Origin of the sequence: Orbus hercynius (assembly GCF_003634275.1) — a bacterium.
GTDB classification, from domain to species: Bacteria; Pseudomonadota; Gammaproteobacteria; order Enterobacterales; family Orbaceae; genus Orbus; species Orbus hercynius.
Window position 1 is genome coordinate 729961 of sequence record NZ_RBWY01000001.1, and the last position, 26343, is coordinate 756303.

Here is a 26343-nt window from a genome sequence, read left to right on the forward strand (position 1 = left end):
TACGGGTCGTATAAAAGGGCACATCAACGTACCCTTTTGGCATTCACACTAAGCTAGTTTCTTGCAATGACGGTAATCTTATCGCCACCTTTTGAAACAGCCTGAATATCACGATCATACATTGCTTCACCAAAAGCTGATGGCACGGTATATTCGCCCACGTTAGTCGCTTTTATTTGATAAATAAATGTTTGTGTTGTGTCGTTTGCGGTTGAGCCATAAATAATCACGCGATCTTCGCGGACATCGGTATACTCGGGGTACCAGGTGTAATCACCGACCGCAATTGGCGATATCCAACTCTCTCCACTCTCTTCGTCCTCATAGTACGCTTCGCCATTATAATCGTCACTATCTTTTGCATTATGGTTTTCTGGGCTATTTAGCGGTTGTTGAACCACTTCAAAGCCGCCCGGTAATAAGTCAACAATCGCAATATTGGTCGCACCTTCTTTTGATAACGTGCGCACATGAAGGGTGACATTGACTTTATCGCCTAACATCACTTGATTGACCACTTGACCTTTATCATTGGTAAATTCTCGGTATATTTCCAGTCCTTTAGTTATCGGTTGTTGCTGCGCAGTTTTATCAAACCCTTGTTCTGATACTTGGTACCATGCTGGTAAGTTAGCGAGATTATTAAAGGTGATGCTGCGTGTCTCGGCTGCAAATTCACCTTTTGCCAGTAAGCCATTCAATTTGGCAATCAGTTGTTGCTTGCCTTGCTGCGGAGTGTTCAATTGAGCGGTAATGGTTAAATCATCAGCCGTTAACTTAGCGGTATCAAGGCTCGTTGAATAGCTATCAAGTGCGAGCATGGTCATGGCTGAAGATTGGGTTGTATAGCGCTCTTGCTGTAACATCAACACCATATTTTCCAGCGCTTGTGGCGGGATTGCACTCGCTTTATCGGCAAAATGTTTGGTGATTAAATAGATTTTACTCGCATCCATCACTAATGGATCATAGTAATTATGATTCCACCACGCGTTATCATAGGCCGTTGAGAGCGAATTCCAAACCGGTTTAAACAGTTTATTGGCTTCTTTATCCATTTTTAGCATCTGATAAGACGCGGCTAAATACAGCGCGGTGACATCGGTTTGCCACCATTTACTACGGCTATCATTAAGATCGGCCATAATTGAGGCTAAATAACTGGTCGTGACTTGGTTTTGTCGGCTTAGTAAATAAATTGCATAAGCACGTAAACGCAGACCATATTGATCGGTGCGCGTAGAGGCGGCAATTTGCTTAATGTAGTTATTGGCATTTTTCAGCATGTTGGTCGGTATTGCTTGACCGGCATCTTGCGCTTCTAACATAAAGTTAGTGGCATATAAGGTGATAAATGGATCCACGTTATAAGTTGAATACCATAAACCAATGGCCCCTTCATTATTTTGCCTTGCTTGTAGCGTTTGGAACAGTGCTTCAAGCGTAATATTATTATCTTTGACTAATTGTAGCTGCGGATATTTGCTGCTAATAAGTAGTGGCATCGCCCGACTAACAATTTGCTCTGAACAATAATGTGGGTAGTTAGCCAGATAGGTTGCTAAGCCTTTGCTTAACACAAAAGGTGAGTAAGCGGCTGAGGCTGTTCGTTCACTAAATGGGGCGTACATGTCTCTCATTGCTGAGATTGTTTGTGTGCTTCCATCCATTCTGCCCATGGTCGTTTTAAGGCGATATTGAGCAGCAGGGCGAACTGATGTACTGACTTTGCGTTCAACGACTTTATTTTGGTAAGTGGCGGTAAATCGCAAATCTCCGCTGCCTAAATTATCGGTAGCACGGAGCTTGAAGTTAAGCGTACCTTCTTTCATTGGACTAAGATTAATGACCTTAGTTGCTTCGTCTAATATCGCTAATTGTGGCGTGGCTGTTAAGGTAACCGTAATTGGAACAGCTTGATCTGTCATGTCTTCTAAATTGTTGGCGACACTTAAGCTGATTTCAAATTCATCATTTGGCGCAACAAAATACGGGATGTTTGGCGATAAGACAAAATCATTACGAACCGTACTGGTGGTTTGCGCGTGACCCATGGTCTGTTTACCGACCGAGATGGCCATAATACGAATTTTACCATTGAAGTAATCTGGCACAGTGTAATCAACGGTTTTCGTTCCATCAACATCCATGATGCCAGACCAGTAGGCAACCGGTTCATCCACTTTACGTTTGAATGGGTTCAAATGGGCTGACAGCGAATTAAGTGCCTCGTCCGCGCTATCACCGCCCGGTGCAGATAAACTCAGCAGACGATTGTATTCAGGCAAAATTAAATCTAAGATTTGCGCGGTTCTGACCGATAAGGCTTTTTTACGCAAAAATTCATTCAGTGGATTTTTTAATTTATAGCCCGAAACTTGTAAAATACCTTCATCAATGGCAAATATGACCACTCGTTGTGGGCTTGTGGTTTGAATCGTAATTGGTAGGATTTGCCCTGGTTTGAGTTTTTCTGGCGCGGTTAATTTAATGTGATCATCAAACTTATCATTGGAAATTTTAAATGGTACCACCGCATAACTGAGCGGGCTCATAAAGATTTCATCAGAGCTTGGATCGCGGATAAATTGCACATTGATATAAGCGTTGCCATCAATTCCTTCTGGCACCGTGATTGTTTGTACTGAACTGGTGGTGGTGGTTTTAAACCATTTCCAGGCATAAACTTTATCGCGCTCAATGGTAATAATGCCGCTACCAACATAAGGCGCAGTAATCGACACTTCAATATTATCACCGGCTTTATACTGATTATCATTAATCTTGAGTTCCAGTTCAGCATTGCGATCAAGGTCACGTGTCACATTTGCGGTACCGGCAACCGAGTAGGTGGTTTGATAAACCACATAGCCGTTTTTATTTTTGATTTTTAATAAATAGTTACCCGGTTCATCTTGATTAATGACGTAATTACTTGATGCGTTATCGATACTAAATGGCGTTTCGGATACCACAATATCTTTACGTTTAGATTCGTATTTGTAAACGCCAGATGGTTGTTTGACTAATACTGATAAATATTTTTGTTCCATTTTCACTAACGTCAAATCCGGCAAATCGATTGGTGTAAGTTTTGCATCGACAGCGATAAAATTCAGTATGCGAGTTGAACCTTTATTAATATAGTCTAAGCGGCCATCAGCTTTAGCGCCAATTAAGTAGTCATTTGGCGAAACAAACACTGATGCGGTTGCCGCAACACTGCGACCACTATCGGGTTCAAACACTTCAGTTAACACTTTGGCGGTATAATTACCTTCAAAGCTGGTAATTGGCAATGTTAAGTTGGCAACGCCATTATCATCGGTGGTGGTGTCTTCAACCGCAATATCAAAGTTATTTTGGTAACGGGTAATGTTTTGATAAAACGCGTAATCATTATACTTTTTAAAATAAGGTACAGAAGGCGTTAAGTACAGTTTGCTCTTAACGGTGCGATTTTGCGCGGCAGTGCCAAACAAGTTTTTGGCTTCGACTTTTGCCGATAGGGCGTCAGGATGAACCCAACCTTCGCTAATCTCCGGTAGCAGCTTTAATGTTACCGCTGTTTTATCCGGTTCAAACTCCCGAATAACCACTGAGGTTGATCCTAACAGCGTGCGGTAATCTTCGCGTGGATTTTTAAGGTACAAGTTCACGTACCACTCACCAGTTGGTGAGCTATATTCAGTTTGGTATGAGAGTTCAACAAAACCATATTGATCTAAGACAATCGGTTCGGTCTTCACCCGATTAGATTTAGCATCGTAAATATCAGCTTCCAGTCTGATGCCATTGAGTGATTTAGACCAGTCTTGTGCTCGCACAATCATCCCAATATGGAATTTCTCGCCAGGGCGATAAACTCCGCGATCAGAAAACAGGTGCGTGCGCAATTCACCACCATCCACCGTTTCATAAATACCACCGACATCAAAGCGTGAAAAATTCAATTGACGGTCATAGCTTGAAATCGGTAAAAAGGAGAGATCTTGTCCTTTTTCAACCACAAATAATAACGGCTTAATACCTTGGTAATAGTCAGATAGTGGTGCAAAGTGGGCATGGCCGGTTTCATCTGTTTGTTGTGAGGTGATTTCAATACCATTGACGCCTAAAACCGAGACTTTAGCATCTTTGATTGGCTCGCCACTTTGAATAGATTGGACAAAGATATCTTGTGACTGGTCTAACGATTTTTTATTAATAATGCCAATATCCGTTACAATAATAAAGCGAGAAGTAAAGTAATCGAATGACTCTTTCTTGTTTTGTTTATGATTACCATATAAACGGACTAAAAAGACCCCACGAATTTGATCACCATTAACATCTTTTTTCAAATATTGACTAATATCGATATCGCTATATTTGATTGCATCGCCGCTACCGGGTATTGCTTTGGTCACGCTGTATTTTTCAACAAAATTATCACTGCTTAGCGCGCCAAAATCCATCCATTGGAAATCATTTTCATTAAATGCGACTAAGTGCTGTAATTGTGACGGAATCACTCGTTCAATTTCGAGTTTTAGTTTAGACATATTGCGCGATACAATTGGAATTTTTTTATCGCCGCTTAATGATAATAGTGAGCCTTGTGCAGCAAAATCCATGATAGCTGGGTAGGTTGGTACGGCTTTCACATCAACGTACTGCTGGGTTAAGTAATAGCCACCATCCGAAATTAAAGGCTGATCGAGTGTCAGATAAATCTGACTATTTTGATCCGCTTTGAGCTCAAAGCTGATTTGATTTTGATAATTTTGTTCCGTATCAATCTTTTTCAGCGTTAAGCGTGTTGCTTTGGCTAGATCGGCTTTATCAACTAGGATTTTGGTTTTATAGCTGCGATCTAAATCATCATAATAACGTTCGCTATAGGCTTTTTTGTTATTAATCGGTAGCTGCCACACATTAATCAATTTGCTGACATCGGTGGCATTCACGTTGTAATTAAATGCAATCGTCAAGACTTGTCGCATCTCTTGATTATTGACTTCAACCAGCGAGAGATCAACGTTATCTACGTTCAGATTAAATTTACTCGGTATGACAAGCGAACTGCGTTTTAATGAATCAGATGGCGTGCCGCCCACTGCTGAGGTGACACCTTTTTCGATCGATAATAAGAGATAACTATCTTGATTTGGCAAATCAATTTGGTCGCTTTTAATATACGCGATCGTCTGTTTGTCATTATACGTTACCGTATAACGATACTGTTTGATAAATTTATCCTTATTTTTTTCATATAACGCGAGTGAGATTTTATTTTCAAACACATTGGGATTGATCGGGTGTGAAAAATTGACCGTGAAAATAGCCATTTTATTGTTCGCATTGAGCGGATCTTGGTGTAGTTCTTCATCACTAATGGCATAACTAAAATCTTGTGATGTGAATGAGAATGACGCTGAGTCATTACTGAGTAAATTATGCTCAGCAAACAGCTTATTGGCATCTAATTTAACCGTGTATTCGGTGCCTAAAGGCCAATTATTCGTTGGTTTAAATTGAATGGATTTATCGCTATTCCATTGCCAAACACCGTCAATGCTTGGACTAATTGTGACGCCGTCACTAATTGCTTTATTCATTAATTGCAGGGGTGCAGGTGAGCGGCTGTTGCCATTAAAACGAATATCGAGCGTCGAATGACTATTGGTTGGTTTATAAAAATTGGCATAATAGGTGTTGACTTCAATAGCGGCTGGCTCAATCGGTTTCGGGCGATTTAAGTACCAGTGATAAGCATAATTGGCCGAGAAGTACGCAATTATTGCAATCAGTATTGCACTGCCAATCAGTATGCTGCGCTGTTTTAGTTTAGCAATAACGATATGATAAGTTTGTTTGGTTTTAGGATACCATTTGGGGATTGACCAGTTAACATTACCGATAATGGGACTTAGGCACCATAAAATTGAACGCAACAATACCAGTAGAAATAACATGAAATATAAACATGCTTCCCAAACGATATAAAGTACGTAAAACGGTAGGCGTAGTAATAAGCGTAGAAACCCCATCATAATCCTCATCATTATTGTTATATAGCAATTAGTCGGTCAATATTACGATAAGAAAGTGAAGCGGGTGTGAAATTGATAAGCCGCTGTGTACAACTAAAGTCATGTAAAATCGGTTATCCGTCTCACCAATCCATACGAACTTTAATCGCGTTTCTTAAACAATATTACCAGATATTGTTAGTTTTTTAAGCATTATACTGTAAATTTACTTAATCGATAAGACTATTTATTGGCAATAAATACGGCTCGCATCGGCGCTGGGTAACCTTCAATGGTTTTACGGTGATCGCTTGGATCAAGAAAATCGACTAACGAGTCAGAAGTCATCCAGTCGGTCTTACGCTGCTCATCAACGCTAGTATACGAGATATCAACCACTTTGATATCTTTAAAGCCACATTTTGCTAGCCAATTGACCATGGTTGGAATCGACGGGATAAAATAGACGTTGCGCATTTGCGCATAACGTTCACCGGGCATCAATGCTTGATGTTCATCGCCATCAATCACCAGTGTTTCTAAGATCAGTTGTCCATTTGCACTAAGCTGGTCTTTCAGTTGAAATAGGTGATCTAATGGTGAGCGCCGATGGTACAACACACCCATTGAAAATACCGTATCAAATGCATTAAGTTTAGGCATATCTTCGATGCCAACTGGAATAAAATGGGCCCGTTGATCATTACCGAGCAGTTTTCGGATCGCTTCAAACTGACATAAAAAGAGCGGCATGGGATCAATACCTACGGCTAATTTAGCACCCGCGCCAATCATGCGCCACAAGTGATAACCGCTATTGCAACCCACATCTAATACGGTTTTCCCCTCTAAACTACGAATATGTGGGATAAGTCGTTGCCATTTCCAGTCAGAGCGCCATTCGGCATCAAGCGCAATATCATAAAGGGAGAAAGGACCTTTACGCCAAGGAGACAGTGACATTAATAAATGCGTTATGCGTTTACTTTCACCTTCCGAGAGCGGCGTATGGTTTTTGGCTGTGACGCTATGGAGTAAATCAAGTACATCAGGTTTGATATTCGGCAAATGATCAATACTATTTGTCCAATGATTGAAACGGCTATCAATATTTTGTTTTTGCCATGCCGATAATTGTGCTGGCAAGGTTTCAAGCCAACTAGCTAATTCATTTTTTGCAATAATTTGATAAAAATTACCGAAATTAATCATGTGATTCTCTTTTGTCTCTTTGTTACGAATAGGTTAATGTCACTATTTTTTGATGGCAATAATTGAACCAAAATTAAAACACTGAAACCAGGTGTTAATGTGTTCAAATCCAGCGTGTTTTAATCTTAGCTTATGGGTATCGATTGAATCGGTTATCATGACATTTTCTAACATACTGCGTTTTTGGCTAATTTCCAGTTCACTATAGCCATTGGCTCGTTTAAAATCATAGTGCATATCGAATAATAGCTCATTGATGGTACTGTCTTCAAAGCTAAATTTTTCAGATAGGACTAGAATGCCGTTTGGATTAAGCGCTTGGTAGATTTTATTTAAGATTAATTGTCTATTCTCTGGCGTTAGAAACTGTAAGGTAAAGTTTAACACAATCATTGAGGCATTTTGCATGGTTAAATCATTTATATCTGCGCAGATCACATCGACCGGGGTGCTAGCTTTGTAAGCATTAATGTGTTTTTGGCAGCGTTCAACCATTGCGCTCGAATTATCAATAGCATAAATCCGGCAGTTTTCTTGGTCGATATTACGCCGAATTGTCAAGGTTGCGGCGCCTAATGAGCAGCCTAAATCATAAATATTGGAGTTAGCTTTGACAAATCGCTTGGCTAGCATACCGATCATTGAAATAATGTTTGAATAACCGGGCACGGAGCGCTTTATCATATCTGGAAAAACTTCAGCGACCTTATCATCAAAAGTCCAATCACCTAAGCGTTCTATTGGCGCTGAAAAAAGCGCATCTTTTTTATCTTCCATCATTACATTAATACATATCTTTAACACGATTTCTGCTATCATACCACTTTATCATTTTTTATATGTAAATTTTTATGGGTTGGTTTCTAATTGTTGCAAGCAGCGCTAGCTTAATTATCGCCTTTTATTTGGGGTTTAGAACGATCAGCCTGTTTAACTGCCACCAACAAGGGTATTTTAATACAACCGCTAAGAAGCTGTTTTGGTTAATTGTCATATTCGGTGCGCTATCATTTATTCTTAGTCGAATACTTAGCGGTATTTCTGAGTTCTATTTGCCATTATTAGGTAACCTGATTTTTTCGCTGACGTTATGCTTTTTTTATAGCATCATTGTGATTGATATCATCCGTTTTATTTTACGTGTGATCATCAAAAAGCAGGGTAATCCGGGTTATCGGTTACAAATTTTATATATAATTCTAGCGGTTGGATTATTTATTATTGGGCTATATCTGGCCAGTGCTCCTCGCATTGTGACCTATCAAATTGATATCGATAAACCCGCTAAAGTTGATAATGTCAAAATTGTACAGTTATCAGATATCCATATTAGTGAAACGACTTCGCCACATTTTATCCAAACGATGGTCAATAGCGTCAATCAATTAAAGCCGGATTATATTGTAATTACTGGCGATACGTTAGATCTTCGTCTTAAGCCTTACGTAGATAAACATCTAGCCGAAATTTTTGCCCAGCTGCATGCCACTTACGGGACATTTATTATTTTCGGTAATCATGAACACTATGGTATTGAGCGAGAAGCCAATAATAGTTTGCAAGATGTTGTTGCCGCCTTTGAAGCCAGTAATATGACGGTATTACTTGATCAGCGGTTTTATGATGATCGAACCGGCATTACGATTATTGGTCGTGATGATTATGCGTTAAAAAAATTTAATAAGAACCGAGCCGAGCTATCATCTTTAATCGAACCAAGTGATGCTAATCATCCTATTATTTTGCTCGATCATCAGCCACAAAATCTCAATGAGCCAAGTCAGTTAGGGATTGATGTGATGTTTTCGGGTCATACGCATGCCGGGCAAATTTTCCCGATCAATTTGCTCGTGAATATGCTGTATAAAAATGCTTGGGGAATTTATCAGTTAGGTCATAACGGCCGTTATTTTACCAGCTTTGTAACAAGTGGTTATGGATTATGGGGACCACCAATTCGCTTAATGACTCGGGCTGAAATTGTGGTAACTGACATTCATTTTAACTCGTCTGAGATGAAACCTTAAACTCAGCCCGTTAATTTTTTAATGAGATTGAATATTGGAAATTATTTATTGTGACTTACCAATTAATTACAACGAATGAACAACTAAATCAGTATTGTATACGGATGCAAAACATAACGCGTGTGACTTTAGATAGTGAGTTTGTGCGTACTCGAACTTTTTACCCTCAACTAGGCTTACTGCAGTTATTTGATGGTAATAATGTAGCGCTCATTGATCCGATTAATATTACGGATTGGCAAGCATTAATTTCGATATTAATGCAGGCAAATGTTGAGAAATATTTTCACGCGTGTAGCGAGGATGTTGAAGTTTTTTTGCATCAATTTAATGCGGTGCCATTACCGATATTAGACAGTCAAATCTTGGCCGCGTTTTTAGATAACCCATTAAGTAGTGGTTATGCAACGTTAGTGCAAAAGTATTTAAATGTTGAATTAGATAAAAGTGAAACTCGAACTGATTGGTTGCATAGACCGTTGTCAGATAAACAGTGCCAATATGCGGCTAATGATGTATTTTATCTGTTTCCGTTAATGGACATGCTTAAAGCACAGTTAGCCAATAAAGGTTGGTTGAGTGCGGCTTATGAAGAGTGTCATAATGCGGTTAAACGACGCTGTGAAATGGTACCATCCGATAAAGCGTACTTGAATATAAAAAATGCCTGGCAGCTGCGTAGTGAACAGTTGGGGTATTTGCAAAAATTAGCTAGCTGGCGTTTTAGTTATGCCAAAGCGCATGATATTGCGCTCAATTTTGTGGTGCATGAAGAGGTCTTATGGAAATTGGCGCGTTATCAACCGACATCGTTGGCTGAGTTGGCCTCATTAGGGCTAAAAGGCAGAGAAGTTCGTTTGTTTGGTGAGAATCTATTAGCAATGCTTGCTTCGCCAGCGGATAAAATTGAGCCGATAAAACGGATGATCAGCTATCCCGATTATAAGCAATGGGCCAGCAAGATCAAAGAAGCCGCAAGCCAAATTGCTCTTGAAACTGAGTTGAGTTCTGAGCTGCTAGTTGCTAGACGGCATATTGAGCAATTGGTCAAATGGATACATGGGGAACTTGATAACACGCAAGCCTTACCTGAATTAATTTCTGGCTGGCGCGGCGAACTCTTTAAACCTTATCTTAATCTTTAATAAATAGCACGATAAGATCTGTCATCTAAATCAGTATAGACATAATATAAAATTTTAACCAAGAATGATTAAATGCTATTGGCAATGATTGACTTGCTTAAGCTTAATTTTGATAATGATTCAAAGAATATATTTAATATTGCCTCACAAGGGCAATGGCAATAGTAATAAACGACAAGGGTTATGTATATATGACAGCACCAACCATTAACAAATTCATCAATTTGTTGACGAAAAAAATCTTAAAAACCGTATCAATAACCTTATGTTTGCTAATTATCAGTGGGCAAACGCAGGCTTTTTCTTTGCAAAATGTGGTAGATAAAGCTAAAGCATTAAGTGAAAAGGGGTATAGTGAGCCCCAAAGTGATTTACCCGATGCATTAAAAAAATTATCATTTATGGATTATCAAAAAATCAATTTTAACCATGATAAAACTTATTGGAAACAAGAGAAGCTACCTTTTCGATTAGAATTTTATCATCAAGGTATGTATTTTGATAAGCCAGTAAAAATTAATGAAATTATCAATGATAAGGTAAAAGAGATTCGCTATAGCAGTGATTATTTTGATACGAGTGCAATCGGCCAAGCCGAAGCAAAAGCGAGTCAACTCGGTTTTGCGGGGTTTAAAGTGCAGTTTCCAATCAATAATCCCCAAAAAATGGATGATGAAATATTTTCTGCTCTAGGAGCTAGCTATTTTAGAGCGATTGGTAAAAATCAAACCTATGGTTTATCGGCAAGGGGACTGGCTATCGATACGGGGCTAATGACCGGCGAAGAATTCCCTCACTTTACGGAATTTTGGATCGAAAAGCCAAAATTGAAGCAAAAGCAACTGGTGATTTATGCATTACTTGATTCACCAAGTGTCACTGGCGCTTACAAAATTACTTTACAGCCAAATGTTGATATGGTTGTTGATGTTGAGGCTAAAATATTCTTTCGCAAAAAAGTCGAAAAATTGGGGATTGCACCATTAACGAGTATGTTTTTGTTTGGCAAAAATCAACCCTCTGATATTACAAACTATCGACCAGAATTACATGATTCTAATGGTTTATCCATCTTGACTGCTGATGACAAATGGATTTGGCGCCCGCTTAATAATCCGGAAAAATTGTCCTTTTCGTTATTTACAATGGACAACCCTAAGGGATTTGGTTTAATTCAGCGTGATAAGAGTTTTGATAATTATCAGGATTTAGATGACCATTATGAAAAACGTCCAAGTGCTTGGATTGAGCCAGAAAATAATTGGGGTAAAGGGCATGTTGAGTTAATCGAGATACCTACCGCTGATGAAACCAATGACAATATTGTTAGTTTTTGGGTGCCTGAAAAACAGTATCAAGCTGGGGATGAGTTGGCAGTCAAATATAAAATTACCTATACGCTTAATGAACAAAATCGTTACCCAAATGGTGTTGCAAGGGTAAAAGAGACACTCTATTCACTCGGCGATGAAAAACAAGTTAATTTAGTTCGTAAACTCGATGGTTCATATTCCTATGTGATTGATTTTGTTGGTAAAAACCTAGCTAAGCTTCCGGCAAACCAATCGATCAAACCGGCAATCAATATTAGCGAAAATGGTGAGCTTGTTAGCAGCCGATTAGTTTATAACCCAGTATATAAAGGTTGGCGACTTATTTTACAATTTAAAGTTAAGAGTGCAAATAAGCCAACCGAGATTTATGTCAGTCTTGTGACTGATGATGGCAAAAACCAGCAACTGACTGAAACGTGGAATGCACAATATCCAGCACAATAAAATGATAAGTAACAGTAATAAGAGGCAGACCATGCAAAACACACCAACTTCAGATAATGAGTTTGTGCAAACTATTAATCAAAAGTGGCAAAATTTATTACATTGCACTTCGTTTAACGCGCCGCGTAAACAAATTGAATCAATGCCTAAGATGAAACGTCAAGCAATTCGACCTCATTATTGGGACAAAGCGAATCGGCAAATAACACGTAAATTACCATTCGAATTAATGGTGTTTATACGTCGATTCTTATTACTGCTACTTATCATCGGCCAAACGTTGATTGGATCGAGTTATTTGAGTTCATTATTACCTTATCAAGGTTGGGCCGAGGTAAACTTTATTAACGATTGGCAGATTAATCCCTCGCTGGCGATCGGTAATATTACACCTTACCTATTACAAGCCGTTATCATTACTTTGTTTGCCATCTTATTTGCTTGGATATCGATCGGTTTTTGGACGGCAATAATGGGAATATGGGTGACGATTTGTCGGGGCGATAAGTATACGCTTAAAATGCCTAAAGAACCGGAAAAGTCGATTAATAAATCACATCGTACCGCTTTAGTTATGCCCATTTGTAATGAAGATGTGGCGCGGGTTTTTGCTGGATTAAAAGCAACTTGGCAATCGCTCAATCAAACAGGACAACTTGATTTATGTGATTTTTATGTATTAAGCGATACTAATTCGGCAGATATTTATGCCAATGAGTTAAAAGCTTGGGCTGATCTGGTTGACGATATTAACCAGCCCAATTCCGTCTTTTATCGTCACCGAGAGAGAAGAGTAAAACGTAAAAGTGGTAATATTGATGATTTTTGCCGTCGTTTTGGTAATCAATATGAATATATGATCATTCTTGATGCGGATAGTGTGATGACGGGTAAATGTATTATCGATTTAATTGCCATGATGGAATTAACGCCAAATGCAGGAATTATTCAATCACCGCCTAAAACAATTCGTATGCGCACTTTATATGGCCGAATTCAGCAATTTGCAAACCAAACTTACAGTGATATTTTTTGTAGTGGGGTGCATTATTGGCAATTGAAAGAAGCACAGTACTGGGGACATAATGCAATAATTCGTTTAAAACCGTTTATGAAGCACTGTATTTTAACCCCTTTTACCAAAGGCAAACAAGCGATTCATATTATGTCTCATGATTTAGTTGAAGCATCGCTGATGGGGCGAGCGGGTTGGCAAGTGATGATTGCTTATGATTTGAGCGGGAGTTATGAAGAGGTTCCGGCCAATATTATCGAAGATCTCAAACGAGATAACCGCTGGTGTATGGGTAATTTGATTAATCTCAACGTGCTATTTAAGCCAGGCATCCGTTTTATCCATCGCGTCATGTTTGCAACTAGTGCGATGGCATATTTATCCTCTTTACTATGGCTATTGTTTTTAGTATTTTCAACCTTACTACTCTTAATCTTTAATACTTATGAACCGCAATATTTTTTACATTCCAATCAGCTCTACCCAGTTTGGCCTCGTTGGGACGAAGTTTTAGCCATTAAATTACTTGGTGCAACATTTACATTATTATTAGCCCCTAAATTAGTGAGTTTCATCATTGTACTCATTAAAACGGGACCTAAATCTGTTGGTGGTGTTATTCCCTTTGCATTTTCCATTATCCTTGAAGTTTTATTTTCAATGATTTTAGCCCCCATTCGGATGATTTTTCACAGTAAATTTGTGATAAAAGCGCTGTTAGGCAGCAAAATACAGTGGCGTTCACCTGCGCGTAATGATGATGCGCTAACATGGCGTGAAGCGGTGTATTTTTGCTGGCCGCTAACATTAATTGGCGCTGTTTGGTTATATATTGTTCTGACATTAAATCCTCAGTTTACAACCTGGTTTATTGCTATATTAGTGCCGTTAATTATTTCGCCACTCGTGGTTAAATACTCAAGTTTAACATCGATTGGTATGGTGATGAAAAAGGCAAAATTATTCTTAACTAAAGAGGAAACGCATCCAAATCAAGCGATTATTGATACTGATCTCAATTTAGCTAAAACTCAAATGAACATGATTGAAGATGGATTTTCTGCCGCATTAACGAAACCCGAGATTAATGCATTAGTCATATTATTATCAACTCACCGTCATTTAAATAATGAAAAGCAGAAAGCCTATCGTGAACAGTGTATTGAACGTTATCATGGTGATTCATTAGCTAATTTGGCCGATGACAGAAAATTAAAGTTGATGGCCGATCCTGAAATATTTGCTAAGTTATCGCTTAAATAATTAAATAACAGCTTTTGCTTAATGACATACAGCATTTATTTAGGCCAAGTAAATAAGATTGGCCTATTGATGCTCCGTGTATGCGACAATATCACATAAATATTATTGCCCAGTTGACTCGCTGTTTGTGTGATATAAAACAAGACTCATCAATAACGCAATCACTAACATTATAATCAGCGCAAACCAAGCGCCATAAAATCCCCAATGTGCCGTTTGAATCCATCCAAATACTGGTGGGCCGATAGCAAATCCCGCAAAAAAACCACTGGAAAGTAAAGCAGACGAGTTAATAGCTTGACCAAAACGCTGATCTTTTAGCAAAATACTCATGGCAATGGCATTACACACCACAATGCTTGAACCAATCCCAAACGCACTAAACCAAAGTGGCCAGTGCCTGTTGTGGGTTGTAAACATCAAGATGATTAAAACCACAATGGCCATACTAATTAATATGGGCAGCAATAAAGTTTCATTGTTAATTTTTTCACCGAGGGTCGTTATCGTTATTCTTGAAATCATCCCCATCAAACCAAATAAGCTAATTAATAGGCCAATGGTGTGTTCAGGTAAATGTTGTTCAATGGCAAATAAACCGATATAAGTCACATAAGATGACACAACCATCCCTACACAAAATTGTGTAAGTATCAATAGAGTTAAGAGTTTATGGGGTTTAATTAATTTAAGTTTTAGTGAGGATGGATGGTCATTTGGGAGTGCAACCCTTGGGGCGATAACCATTAATATCGCAATCACGGGAAGCTGCAGTATAAAGATAAATTGCCAATCATATTTAGTCATCATATATGGAATGAGTAGACCTGCTAACAATGCATAACATTGAATACCGGATTGTTTTATCCCAATAATCATTGATTTAAAACGAGTATCAACACGCTGTGCAATCATCAGATTAGTGAGTGGGTTGGTGAGTGATTGGGCTACACCTGAAAATAATAGGGCTAGCATCATGCCAAAAAAACTTCGAAATACAATTAGTAATGAAAATGAGACCAATACACACCCAAAAACCATCGTAAGTGTTTTTTTAGCACCTAAATATGCCACAATATTGCCTGCCCACAAAGAGAGTAATGCAGCAAGCGTAAAAGTACCAATGGTCAGCACACCAATCAGACTTTTATCAATTGCGAACTCTCGGATGAGCGTAGGGCTAAGGACTCCGATAGAATAAAACATAAACATGGGTAATCCCATCGTCATCATTAAAACGAAAGTATAGAGCACATAGCTGGCAATATTGTTGTTTAATTGTTTCATTGTTGATGCATAACATTTAATCATGAATGAGTAAATCATAAAGAAAAGGGGATTAATTGTCTGTTAGCAAGCTGTTATGATAGCAAAAATATTGTTAAAAATTAATCAATTATTCCCATGTTGAATGATTGTTATCCATGTCATTATTCTTGTCAGCAGTTTTTGTGAGTAGCATGAAAACGATCAAAAATAGACGCTTTATCGTTTTTTACTGATTCTTAACTGAGTTTTTTCTTATTTAATTCATGATAAAATTGAATGATTTTAGCGCATATGGGATACTTAAATTAAAATACGTAAAGCATTGTAAGTCCAAAATCTCAGTTTTCATTATATTTACCACCCCATTTAAGGAGAACACATGAATCTACTCAAAGTATCAGGCCTTATTGTTACCGTTGGTTTATTGACAGCTTGTACCACACAAACGCCAGCTGAAAAAGAAGCAGAGTCGAAGGCACATGCACAGCAACTACTTGATATGCAAATTCGCTTAGCCAAGCAGTGTGATCCACAAATTGCCCAGATGATGGCACAATTGCCTACTGTGAATGAGTTACCTGCAGAAAGTCGAAAACAGTTTGAGAAAAACTACAATAAACGCTTTCATAATCCTGTCTTTCAAGCCTGTTATAGTTTAGCTTGGAAATCGTATAAAGAACTCAATCAGCTTGAAATTACGCGTATGCAAGCCTGGCGTGAAGCTAATCAATTAAATTGGGAAAGTGGTTTCTTTTATAATGGTCCTTATAGCTATTGGTATTAATTAGGGTAATTTTATTCACATTCTGCCTTATTCAATTGCAGTGACATGTCAATATATGTTAAACAAGCTTGATTTATTTAATAAAAATCATCATTTCCAGTTTCTTGTTTGCTTTTGTTAAAAAAATTGTAAGCCGATTGACGCTATTTTGAATTGAGTATAATTTTAAAAAGACTTTTTTGTAGTTAATTTTAAATAAAATTTTTCTATTTAATTCTAAATAAAAAATTAAATGAGGTATGTTATGAAACGAATTATGACCGCAACAGCGCTATCATTAGCTTTAATTTCTGGTTTTTCTTGGGCTGATACGGCAACCAATACTACTGGTAGCGTTGCAGCAAAAGTCAGTTCCGCAACCGATCAACAATTACAAGAACTCACGCAAATTGCTAATCAAGGCTTTAATGCTATGCGCAACATTCAGTACGCAAGACTTGCGATTTTTGGTGGTAATACAGAGCTTGCGACAAAATTAGTTGATCAATCGGCAACATTATTAAATGACGATAGCGTTGATTGGAGTAAATTTGTTAAACAAGCTAAAAATCCAGATTTAACCAAAAATGACGATTTTGTTATCATTGATGCATCGATTGCCCTAGCTGAAGATTATACCGTCACACCTGAAAAGCAAGCCGTGATTGATAAAGCGAATGCAAAACTGAAAAATGGTGATGCAAAAGGTGCATTAGACGATCTTCGTTTAGCGGATATTGCGGTTAATGAAACACAATATTTAATGCCAATTAAAGCAACACGAGCAGCGGTTACTCAAGCTAAACAACTGTTAGCAGATGGTAAATATTATGAAGCTAATCTTGTACTACGTGACGCAGAGCAAGCAATTGTCGTCACAAGTGAAACTCTAATCGCTGGTAAATAATTACTTGGAAAGCAACCTATACCAGGTTGCTTTTTTATTATTATTGCTCACACTCCGCTCACACGTTTTGCCTATTGACCTAATCCACTTGGTTGCGCTAACTTAAATTCATAATACTCCATATCTAATTGATTTATATTATTTAAACATAATTGATGTTGTGGTGAAAACGCGGTATTCACAATTGGCTACCGATAAGTCTAGCAACCCATTGATATCAAAGGAATAGTTGAATTGTTGGATGTTATTAATTTAGTTTTTATTAATTAAACTAATGTATTTTGATAATCAATAACTATTAAGAGTATAGGGACAACAGATTAGATCCTGTCGATTAAATTGGTTAATATATCGAACAATTAATCAAGAGGAGAACAAACATGTCATTAATTAATACCAAAGTTAAACCATTCGCTAATGCTGCATTTAAACAAGATAAATTTATCGATGTTACTGAAAAAGATATCGAAGGTAAATGGAGTATTTTCTTCTTCTACCCAGCTGACTTTACTTTTGTATGTCCAACTGAATTAGGTGACCTTGCTGACCACTATGCTGAATTCCAAAAATTAAACGTTGATATCTACTCTGTTTCAACTGATACGCATTTTACTCACAAAGCATGGCACAGCAGCTCTGAAACAATTGGTAAAATCCAATATACAATGATTGGTGATCCAACCGGTACACTAACGCGTAATTTCGAAATTATGCGTGAAAATCAAGGCCTAGCTGATCGTGGTACATTCTTAGTTGACCCACAAGGTATCATTCAAGCAATCGAAATCACAGCAGAAGGGATTGGACGTGACGCAGCTGATCTTTTACGTAAAGTAAAAGCGGCACAATATGTTGCATCTCACCCAGGTGAAGTTTGCCCAGCTAAATGGAAAGAAGGCGAAGCAACATTAGCTCCTTCATTAGATTTAGTTGGTAAAATCTAATTTAACAGCCATACCAGTTACAATCTTAGTCATAAAAAATCGGGCGTTATGCCCGATTTGTTTAGGAGAACACCATGAGTAAAACTCTGCTTGATAATAATATGAAAACCCAATTAAAAGCGTATCTAGAACGATTAACTAAGCCTGTTGAGCTCATCGCTAATTTGGATCAAAGTGAAAAGTCAGTTGAAACACTAGCACTAATTAATGAAATCGCAGAATTATCAGATAAAGTCAGTGTAAAGCAAACTCACGATGACACTGTACGTATACCGTCATTTTTAATTACCAATCCAGGTATCGACACCGGATTACGTTTTGCCGGTATTCCATTAGGCCATGAATTTACCTCATTAGTCTTAGCTTTATTGCAAGCAGGCGGCCATCCGTCAAAAGAAGAACAAAGCTTGCAAGATACGATTCGTCATTTAGAGGGTAAATTTCATTTTGAAACTTACTATTCACTATCTTGCCATAATTGTCCTGATGTTGTTCAGGCGCTTAATTTGATGGCGATTTTGAATCCGAATATTACCCATACAGCGATTGATGGTGGTCTTTTCCAACATGAAGTGACCGAACGTAATATTATGGGCGTTCCTGCGGTATTCCTTAACGGGCAAGAATTTAGCCAAGGTCGCATGACGCTAGCTGAAATTGTCAATAAAGTCGATACCAATGCTGAAAAACGCGTGGCAGATGAGATTAATCAGCGAGAGCCATATGAAGTGCTGGTGGTGGGTAGTGGGCCTGCTGGCGTTTCATCGGCAGTTTACTCTGCACGTAAAGGTATTCGTACCGGATTGATTGGTGAACGTTTTGGTGGTCAAGTCCTTGATACTGTTGATATTGAAAATTATATTTCGGTACCTAAAACGGAAGGGGCTAAACTTGCTCAAGCATTTCGTAGCCATGTGAATGATTACAATATTGACGTGATTGAAAACCAAAGTATTGTTAAATTGATTCCGGCTGATAGAGAGGGTGGCTTACATCAATTACAGACAGCATCTGGCGCAATTTTAAAATCACGTAGCATCATTATTGCAACCGGCGCTCGCTGGCGTAACATGAATGTTCCTGGTGAACAAGAGTACCGTACTCGTGGTGTGACTTACTGCCCACATTGTGATGGTCCATTATTTAAAGGTAAAAAAGTTGCGGTCATTGGCGGGGGGAACTCTGGTGCGGAAGCCGCTATCGATCTAGCGGGTATTGTTGAGCACGTGACGTTATTGGAATTTTTACCTGAAATGAAAGCCGATGCGGTATTGCAAGAAAAATTACGCAGCCTTGATAATGTTGATGTTATTGTCAATGCACAAACGTTAGAAGTCGCAGGTGATGGCACAAAATTAACGAATTTGAAATATAAAAACCGCGTTGATGAATCCGAGCATGAACTAGCGTTATCCGGTATTTTTGTGCAAATTGGTTTATTACCCAATACCCAATGGCTGGACGGGACTGTTGAACGCAATCGAATGGGTGAAATTGTGATTGATAGCAAAAATGAAACCAACATTAAAGGTATCTTTGCTGCTGGTGACTGTTCAACCGTGCCTTACAAACAAATTATCATTGCAACAGGTGAAGGCGCTAAAGCCTCACTCAGTGCATTTGATTATTTAATTAGAACTAAGTTAGCTTAATTGCCCGCACAAAGTATTCCTATTATCAGTTAGCTAATCCACTATTCAATGGTGGGTAGCTAACAACTCCCCATATAAGATTGATTTATCTGTATCGATAACCTAAACAGAATAAATTATTTTACATTATTTGCTGTAATGCGTAATATGACGGCCGAATTAGATCAAGTCATTTCTGGCTTTAATAATCAGTTAAGCGTTGTATTTAATCACACTTTTCATAAAAAGTTATTCAAACAGTTTGTAAATAAAAAATCAATTAAAATTAATAGGAAAAAAGAATATGAAATTGACAAAACTAACTGTAGCGCTGGTACTTACATCGTTACCGGTAGCGGCATTAGCTGATAATAGCGGGATATATATTGGTGGTAAATTAGGTACCAGTTTCCAGCAGTCAAAAGATATGCAGAGTCATGGTTATTTTCATATTAATTCTGCTGACTTTGATTACACAACCACTAAGGATAAAACCAAAGCAACGTTTAATATCGGTGCGAATGTCGGTTATGATTTTAAGGTAGTTTATCATGTCCCGGTACGCGCAGAATTGGATTATACATATCGTTCTGATGCAAAAATGAACACTTCAACTTATATCTTTTCATCGATAAGCGGTACTGCTGGTGGTGAATACGAAGATGATCATTTTAAAATAAAAAATTCAACCTTAATGGTTAACGGTTATTATGATTTTTACAACAGTACTGGCTTTACCCCTTACGTTGGACTTGGGGTCGGTGCAAGCTTTGTTAAATACAAAGTAGAGCAACAAAATTATGATTATTCTTTTTCAAAAACGCATTTTGCTTGGGCTGCGATGGCCGGTGTGAGCTATCAGATTGATAGTAATTTGGTGGCAAGTGCCGAATATCGTTATTTAGACAGTGGTAAAATCAAAGATACGACGACTGATGAACACATAACGGATAAATGGTCTACTAAGTTATATTCTCACGATATCACAATTGGTATTCGTTATCTGTTTTAATGTGCTGTATTTCAACAATAGCCCATATTGGGCTATTGTTTTATCTCTTATTCACAAGAGGCGTGACCGGTGCGGTGGTTAATTGCGCCATGTTCGATTAATAGCTGTTGCATTTGCTCGTAGCCATTCATGCAAGCATAACTTAGTGCACTTTGATTATAAGAAGGGTAATTTTTGTCATCCGTTGTGGTGACTTTATTGAGATCAACCCCCTCACTAATTAAATAGCTTACGGTATCGATACGGTTATTACTGGCCGCTACCATCACCAAACTTTCACCATCGCTTTCGTAGTGACTATCATTAAGATCAAAATCAGGTAATAAGGCGTGAACTTTTTTGACGATATTCACATTTTTACCCAAGACTGCTGATTTGAGTACATTATAAACATCCCCGTTATCTGTCGCCCAAAGGTTAGCATGTTCACTGACTAAATAATCAAATATATCTTCATAACCAATAAATGCTGCCCACCCGAGTGCAGTTTGCCCCAAAGAACCTTCATCTTTAACTTCAATATCTTGTCCAGCCGCTACCATACTTTTTATGGTTTCAATATCGCCTTGTTTTACAGCATCAAACCAAGTGGCATTCACGCCTGTTGAGGGTGCTTGGTAAAAAATTCGCCAGCTTAATTTTTTAGCATTGGCAATATCTTGCATCTCAGTTAAGTTAAGCCTAAATTGGGTATATCCTTCAGGATTATTCGGATTTAATAATCTTGCATTAACACTACTCATTAATAAAGCCGAAGAGGCAAGAATGCACAACGATTGCTTCAGTTTTTTCATATTCAATTTGATTCCATATTGTTCTAATAAAATATTTTATTACGTAATAATTGCTTATTCGATTATTGAGCAATTCATTTATTACGTTCTTTATTATAAAGGTAAACCAAGAAGAGAGATATCATATAGACAATTTATTGTATGAACTGATAAGTGGTTTAGATGATGATAATTGTTTTACTCCCAATAATCATAAAAAAACACCCGCAAAATGAGCGGGTGTTTAGTACGTTATTAGTAATAATCGTGTCTATTATTGAAACTCAGGATCAGCTTTTTTCGTGAAGCGATTTCTTAAATCGCGGCGCATAATTTCAATGATCCAGATCCATAATGCAGTACCGAATACTTCTGAAAAAATCTCTTGTAAGCGCAGATCCCAAACAGGTGTTGAAATACCAAGAACCGGCATTGCGATACCATGAAATAAGATAGCAACAACTAAACCAAATACTAACCCTTGTGCCATTTTTATTTTAGGGAATATTTCAGCTGCGAAGCAGTAAATCACGCCCCAAACAATAGAGAAAATGATATGCACTAAGTTACCACCAAAATAGACGATTTGTTCAGAATAAGTATAAAACCAGTGGGTGACATCAATACCAATATTTTGTAATAATAATACCGGAGGAGCGCCTTCGGTGACGAGTCTTGGTGGAAAAATGCCTTCAGTCCCTGATTTAACTAAGGCTGATACAAACCCACTAATAATTCCTATCCAAATCGATAACACATAGCATCGAGTAGCAGGTTTGGTCATTTGAAATAAATTCATACTCATTTTTGTTTCCCTAAATTGATTACATTTATATAAATATAGCTTACTTATTGATAAAACAGTAATATTTTACCATTTTTTGTTAAATAACAAAATATAAGATAGGCGCTTATTATGGCATAGATAATCGAAGGTAATGTTACACCTTGTGCTAAAGGTAGCAAATGTGCATCAACCGAGCTTAATTTATTGAGAGTCGTGATTTTAACTGCTAGATGTACCCATTAAAAAGAAAAATAGCGCCAGTCCCATCATACATAGGAACAAGCAGACAAAAATTTCGGAAAGACGAAATTGTTTGCCCATGATGTTTTCATCAAAACTAGAGATAAAGACACAAAAGAAGACGATAACAATCGTTAAGTAGATAAAGAGATGGTGATAAGGGCTGAGCTGACCATATTGTTGTAGTGAGCTTTTTAATACTGGCACAATCGCCAAAATGGCCACATATAATATGCCAAAGCCTTTAATAATCAAAAAATGTTTTTTGAGGAAGCGGTTAACATGGCGTTTATAGTTTTGATAAAGATGAAACAGCATAATCATCAAAATAATAAAAATAGCCGTGGCTTTGATATAGTCTTCAATCGTGGTGATAAGCACCAAATTGTGCGATAAAGCTGATAAATGCAGCGCGGTGAACAGCCACATTAAAATAGTCGATAGAGGTAAGGACACGACTAACGCAATACCTAATATCGATAAGATAACAACAATTAAGGGATTAAGCTTGCTTAAGATTAATGTCATCATTTTTCCTCTTTATGCGAGTTGGCTATTATACAATAAAAAATAAGATAGCAAAATAGGATAACAAAGCGGGGGATGACCTACCTTAAGTTGACATGATTGTCACTCAAGGCAGGTCGGTTATATGTTAGCGTCTTTCCCGTACGATTTGGTAACGACGCGTGAGATAACCAATTGGTGCACTCCAAATATGCACTAAACGAGTAAATGGAAAAATTAAAAATATTGTCATGCCTAAAATAATATGGGCTTTATAAATATGCGATATCCCCTCTAAATGATGGCTAGCACCAAATTGGAACGTGGCAATATCTTGACTCCATTGTGATAACGACATCATGACGCTACCATCTAAGTGATGAGATGAAACCACGATGGTTACTAGCCCTAAGCACACTTGTACGACGAAAATGGCAATGACTAAAATATCTGCTTTGGTTGAGGTTGCTCGAACGCGTGGGTTGAACAAACGGCGCCAAAATAGGGCTCCGCCACCAATTAATACCATCACACCACACACCCCGCCAGCGACCATGGCTAGCATTTGTTTATGTGGTGCTGAAATGACCATTGCATACAGCCAATGCGGCGTTAATAGGCCAACAAAGTGACCTAAAAAGATACCAATGATACCAATGTGAAACAAATTAGATGCCCAGCGCATACTTTTATTACTGAGCATTTGGCTTGATTGTGCTCGCCATGTATATTGACCGTAATCATAGCGTATTAGACTACCGACTAAAAATACAACGGTGACAATATAGGGGTAAAAATCAAAAAAGAATGAATTCATAAAACTCATAAGTGGCTCCTTCTATCTGCACCCACATTGACATAATAAGTGGCATTATTCACTTGCGGCTTATTATTACCAGTAGATGCTTGAAAACGAACTTGTTCTTCTTGCCAGATTTGATCTAGCTTTTCGTTAGTCGTTTCAGATGATTCTTGTGATACTTTTGCTTTAAGTTGATTATCGTCAAATTGATGACCCGATAGTTGATACAGTAGATCAAATAGCGCGACAAAACGGCTGTGTTTTTTCTCTAAGCGGAACATCAGCAAGCGCAAAATCGGCGCAATTTCAAGCAATTGAGCATGACGCTGCGGCTGTGCTAACAGCGATAAATACTCTAAAAAGATCGGTAAATAATCCGGTAATTGCTTGGTTGCAAGTTCAATACCATGTTCGGCGTATTGATTCATCAAATCCACCATTGCCTGACCGCGTTCGCGTGAGTCACCATAGACGTGTTCAAATAGCAATAATGAGGTGGTGTAACCAACGTCAAAGGTTTGATAATATTCAGCTTGAGCATCCATTAATGGCAAGGCAAAATAATCGCGGATAAACTGCGTGAACGATTGTTTTTGCTTCTCAGTTAGCGTGCTATCATCATCAATGAGCACGAAGCATTCATCTTGTGCTTGCCAAAGTGATTCATTGGGATAATCAAGAAGGCAAGCGCTGATTTTATAAACACTCATTAGTCTTTTCCTTTTAGTTGATCAATCACATCAATGCGCTGGGCATTAAACAAGTTGAATTTACTATCGCTGCCTTTACAGCCGTCACCAAAGCTAAAACCACAGTTACCTTGCTCTAAAAATGCTGGGTTTTTCAGTGACGCTTTTAATTCAGAATGATGAGTTGGTACCACAAAGCGATCTTCATAATTGGCGATAGCTAAATAACGGTACATTTCCTGAATTTGCGCTTCAGTTAGCCCCACGTCTTCAAGTAGATGTGTATGTTTAACACCATCAACCGTTTCACCGCGTTTAAATGCTCGCATTGCCATCATGCGTTTTAAGGCGCGTAGCACGGGCTTTTCATCACCAGCCGTCAATAAGTTAGCCAAATATTTAACCGGAATACGTAACTGCTCAACATCGGGTAAAATCCCTTGCTCATCGAGCGCTTGCTGGCCGATTTTTGATTGAATCGGCGAGAGCGGTGGCACATACCATACCATTGGTAATGTTCGGTATTCAGGGTGTAATGGCAGGGCAAGTTGCCACTCAATCGCTAATTTGTATACCGGCGATTTTTGCGCGGCATCAATGACGCTTTGTTCGACGCCATCCGCTAATGCTTGTGCAATAACCGCTGGATCGTTAGGATCTAAGAAAATCGATAGCTGATTTTGGTAAAGACCTTGCGTATCTTCAGTTGATGCTGCTTCTTTAATGCGATCAGCATCGTATAAAATGACCCCTAGATAACGGATACGGCCAACACACGTTTCAGAGCAGACCGTTGGCATACCCGCTTCAATACGTGGATAGCAGAAAATACATTTTTCTGATTTACCGCTTTTCCAGTTAAAATAAATTTTCTTGTATGGGCAGCCAGACACACACATACGCCAGCCGCGGCATTTATCTTGATCAATTAAGACAATGCCGTCTTCTTCGCGTTTATAAATCGCCCCACTTGGGCAAGATGCGACGCAAGCTGGATTTAAACAGTGTTCACATAAGCGCGGCAAATAAGCTAAAAATGTGTTTTCAAATTCGCCATAAATCTGCTTTTCCATCTGTTTAAAGTTATAATCCTGGCTACGCTTACTAAATTCACCGCCCAGATCATCTTCCCAGTTCGGTCCGGCAATAATTTTATTAATGCGTAAACCGGTAATTTTGGAATAGGGCCTAGCTGTTGGTAAAGCAGTAACATTGGTTGCCGTTTGCAAGTTTTGATAATCATAATCAAATGGTTCATAGTAATCATCGATTTCAGGTAAATTCGGATTGGCAAAAATCCCCGATAACATACCGACTTTACTACCGGCTTTTAATTCTAATTTACCTTTTTTATTCAGTGACCAACCGCCTTTCCAGCGTTCTTGATTTTCCCACTCAACTGGGAATCCAACGCCCGGTTTACTTTCAACGTTATTAAACCATGCATATTCAACGCCCGGACGATTAGTCCAAACGTTTTTACATGTTACTGAGCAGGTATGGCAACCAATGCATTTATCTAAATTAAGCACCATACCGATTTGTGCACGTATTTTCATTTTTTG

At 38.3% G+C, this 26343-nt stretch carries 19 protein-coding genes; 9 read left to right on the plus strand and 10 right to left on the minus strand.

Annotated features, from left to right (window positions below; translation table 11 throughout):
* Nucleotides 1-53: 53 nt before the first annotated feature.
* The 3 genes from DES39_RS03555 to cmoA form a co-directional block, all read right to left on the minus strand.
* The gene (locus tag DES39_RS03555; protein WP_170143328.1) at nucleotides 54-6035 is read right to left on the minus strand and encodes an alpha-2-macroglobulin family protein; all 5982 of its coding nucleotides are present in this window, start codon (nucleotides 6033-6035) and stop codon (nucleotides 54-56) included.
* A 222-nt stretch (nucleotides 6036-6257) separates the two neighbouring features.
* Nucleotides 6258-7226, minus strand: a complete 969-nt coding sequence (gene cmoB, locus DES39_RS03560; RefSeq protein WP_121144374.1) for a tRNA 5-methoxyuridine(34)/uridine 5-oxyacetic acid(34) synthase CmoB — start codon at nucleotides 7224-7226, stop codon at nucleotides 6258-6260.
* Between the two features lie 42 nt (nucleotides 7227-7268).
* Nucleotides 7269-8003 (minus strand): carboxy-S-adenosyl-L-methionine synthase CmoA, encoded by a 735-nt coding sequence (cmoA, locus tag DES39_RS03565; RefSeq protein ID WP_121144777.1) that lies wholly within the window; start codon nucleotides 8001-8003, stop codon nucleotides 7269-7271.
* Between the two features lie 74 nt (nucleotides 8004-8077).
* Between cmoA and DES39_RS03570 the strand changes: the two genes are divergently transcribed.
* The 4 genes from DES39_RS03570 (at nucleotide 8078) to mdoH (ending at nucleotide 14454) form a co-directional block, all read left to right on the plus strand.
* Nucleotides 8078-9253, plus strand: coding sequence for a metallophosphoesterase (locus DES39_RS03570; protein ID WP_121144375.1), 1176 nt, complete (start codon nucleotides 8078-8080; stop codon nucleotides 9251-9253).
* Nucleotides 9254-9303: 50 nt separating this feature from the next.
* Complete coding sequence (gene rnd / locus DES39_RS03575) at nucleotides 9304-10398, plus strand: ribonuclease D (protein ID WP_121144376.1); 1095 nt, start codon at nucleotides 9304-9306, stop codon at nucleotides 10396-10398.
* A 191-nt stretch (nucleotides 10399-10589) separates the two neighbouring features.
* Nucleotides 10590-12176: a glucan biosynthesis protein G gene (locus tag DES39_RS03580; protein ID WP_121144377.1), complete on the plus strand. Its 1587-nt coding sequence runs from the start codon at nucleotides 10590-10592 to the stop codon at nucleotides 12174-12176.
* A 31-nt stretch (nucleotides 12177-12207) separates the two neighbouring features.
* A complete protein-coding gene (gene mdoH / locus DES39_RS03585) occupies nucleotides 12208-14454 on the plus strand; it encodes a glucans biosynthesis glucosyltransferase MdoH (protein ID WP_170143329.1) in 2247 nt (748 codons plus the stop codon).
* A 102-nt stretch (nucleotides 14455-14556) separates the two neighbouring features.
* Here mdoH and DES39_RS03590 read toward each other — a convergent pair whose 3' ends face one another.
* Nucleotides 14557-15741, minus strand: a complete 1185-nt coding sequence (locus DES39_RS03590) for an MFS transporter (protein ID WP_170143330.1) — start codon at nucleotides 15739-15741, stop codon at nucleotides 14557-14559.
* A gap of 361 nt (nucleotides 15742-16102) precedes the next feature.
* Between DES39_RS03590 and DES39_RS03595 the strand changes: the two genes are divergently transcribed.
* The 5 genes from DES39_RS03595 to DES39_RS03615 all read left to right on the plus strand — a co-directional run bounded on the left by DES39_RS03595 (nucleotide 16103) and on the right by DES39_RS03615 (nucleotide 20980).
* Nucleotides 16103-16507 (plus strand): hypothetical protein, encoded by a 405-nt coding sequence (locus DES39_RS03595; protein WP_121144380.1) that lies wholly within the window; start codon nucleotides 16103-16105, stop codon nucleotides 16505-16507.
* A gap of 244 nt (nucleotides 16508-16751) precedes the next feature.
* Nucleotides 16752-17393 (plus strand): YfdX family protein, encoded by a 642-nt coding sequence (locus DES39_RS03600; protein WP_121144381.1) that lies wholly within the window; start codon nucleotides 16752-16754, stop codon nucleotides 17391-17393.
* A gap of 380 nt (nucleotides 17394-17773) precedes the next feature.
* The gene (gene ahpC, locus DES39_RS03605; protein WP_121144382.1) at nucleotides 17774-18337 is read left to right on the plus strand and encodes an alkyl hydroperoxide reductase subunit C; all 564 of its coding nucleotides are present in this window, start codon (nucleotides 17774-17776) and stop codon (nucleotides 18335-18337) included.
* Between the two features lie 86 nt (nucleotides 18338-18423).
* Nucleotides 18424-19989 (plus strand): alkyl hydroperoxide reductase subunit F, encoded by a 1566-nt coding sequence (gene ahpF, locus DES39_RS03610; protein ID WP_121144778.1) that lies wholly within the window; start codon nucleotides 18424-18426, stop codon nucleotides 19987-19989.
* A gap of 283 nt (nucleotides 19990-20272) precedes the next feature.
* Nucleotides 20273-20980, plus strand: a complete 708-nt coding sequence (locus tag DES39_RS03615) for an outer membrane protein (protein WP_121144383.1) — start codon at nucleotides 20273-20275, stop codon at nucleotides 20978-20980.
* Nucleotides 20981-21027: 47 nt separating this feature from the next.
* On the opposite strand, the gene DES39_RS03620 is transcribed toward DES39_RS03615, so the two are convergent.
* The 6 genes from DES39_RS03620 to narH all read right to left on the minus strand — a co-directional run bounded on the left by DES39_RS03620 (nucleotide 21028) and on the right by narH (nucleotide 26337).
* Complete coding sequence (locus DES39_RS03620) at nucleotides 21028-21774, minus strand: ankyrin repeat domain-containing protein (RefSeq protein ID WP_121144384.1); 747 nt, start codon at nucleotides 21772-21774, stop codon at nucleotides 21028-21030.
* Nucleotides 21775-22027: 253 nt separating this feature from the next.
* Nucleotides 22028-22558: a YagU family protein gene (locus DES39_RS03625; RefSeq protein ID WP_121144385.1), complete on the minus strand. Its 531-nt coding sequence runs from the start codon at nucleotides 22556-22558 to the stop codon at nucleotides 22028-22030.
* 201 nt (nucleotides 22559-22759) lie between these two features.
* A complete protein-coding gene (locus DES39_RS03630) occupies nucleotides 22760-23308 on the minus strand; it encodes a hypothetical protein (RefSeq protein WP_121144386.1) in 549 nt (182 codons plus the stop codon).
* Nucleotides 23309-23435: 127 nt separating this feature from the next.
* The gene (gene narI, locus DES39_RS03635; RefSeq protein WP_121144387.1) at nucleotides 23436-24113 is read right to left on the minus strand and encodes a respiratory nitrate reductase subunit gamma; all 678 of its coding nucleotides are present in this window, start codon (nucleotides 24111-24113) and stop codon (nucleotides 23436-23438) included.
* Nucleotides 24110-24799 (minus strand): nitrate reductase molybdenum cofactor assembly chaperone, encoded by a 690-nt coding sequence (gene narJ / locus DES39_RS03640; RefSeq protein ID WP_121144388.1) that lies wholly within the window; start codon nucleotides 24797-24799, stop codon nucleotides 24110-24112. The genes narI and narJ overlap by 4 nt, the downstream gene beginning before the upstream one ends.
* A complete protein-coding gene (narH, locus tag DES39_RS03645; RefSeq protein ID WP_121144389.1) occupies nucleotides 24799-26337 on the minus strand; it encodes a nitrate reductase subunit beta in 1539 nt (512 codons plus the stop codon). The genes narJ and narH overlap by 1 nt, the downstream gene beginning before the upstream one ends.
* Nucleotides 26338-26343 lie beyond the last annotated feature (6 nt).

Coding starts and splice junctions, on each gene's coding strand:
- cmoA (WP_121144777.1), bottom strand. CDS start 8,003: ATGGAAGATAAAAAAGATGCGCTTTTTTCAGCGCCAATAGAACGCTTA.
- DES39_RS03625 (WP_121144385.1), bottom strand. CDS start 22,558: ATGAGTATGAATTTATTTCAAATGACCAAACCTGCTACTCGATGCTAT.
- DES39_RS03620 (WP_121144384.1), bottom strand. CDS start 21,774: ATGAAAAAACTGAAGCAATCGTTGTGCATTCTTGCCTCTTCGGCTTTA.
- narI (WP_121144387.1), bottom strand. CDS start 24,113: ATGAGTTTTATGAATTCATTCTTTTTTGATTTTTACCCCTATATTGTC.
- DES39_RS03630 (WP_121144386.1), bottom strand. CDS start 23,308: ATGACATTAATCTTAAGCAAGCTTAATCCCTTAATTGTTGTTATCTTA.
- DES39_RS03600 (WP_121144381.1), top strand. CDS start 16,752: ATGAAACGAATTATGACCGCAACAGCGCTATCATTAGCTTTAATTTCT.
- narH (WP_121144389.1), bottom strand. CDS start 26,337: ATGAAAATACGTGCACAAATCGGTATGGTGCTTAATTTAGATAAATGC.
- DES39_RS03595 (WP_121144380.1), top strand. CDS start 16,103: ATGAATCTACTCAAAGTATCAGGCCTTATTGTTACCGTTGGTTTATTG.
- DES39_RS03615 (WP_121144383.1), top strand. CDS start 20,273: ATGAAATTGACAAAACTAACTGTAGCGCTGGTACTTACATCGTTACCG.
- DES39_RS03555 (WP_170143328.1), bottom strand. CDS start 6,035: ATGATGGGGTTTCTACGCTTATTACTACGCCTACCGTTTTACGTACTT.
- cmoB (WP_121144374.1), bottom strand. CDS start 7,226: ATGATTAATTTCGGTAATTTTTATCAAATTATTGCAAAAAATGAATTA.
- DES39_RS03580 (WP_121144377.1), top strand. CDS start 10,590: ATGACAGCACCAACCATTAACAAATTCATCAATTTGTTGACGAAAAAA.
- narJ (WP_121144388.1), bottom strand. CDS start 24,799: ATGAGTGTTTATAAAATCAGCGCTTGCCTTCTTGATTATCCCAATGAA.
- DES39_RS03570 (WP_121144375.1), top strand. CDS start 8,078: ATGGGTTGGTTTCTAATTGTTGCAAGCAGCGCTAGCTTAATTATCGCC.
- DES39_RS03590 (WP_170143330.1), bottom strand. CDS start 15,741: ATGAAACAATTAAACAACAATATTGCCAGCTATGTGCTCTATACTTTC.
- mdoH (WP_170143329.1), top strand. CDS start 12,208: ATGCAAAACACACCAACTTCAGATAATGAGTTTGTGCAAACTATTAAT.
- ahpC (WP_121144382.1), top strand. CDS start 17,774: ATGTCATTAATTAATACCAAAGTTAAACCATTCGCTAATGCTGCATTT.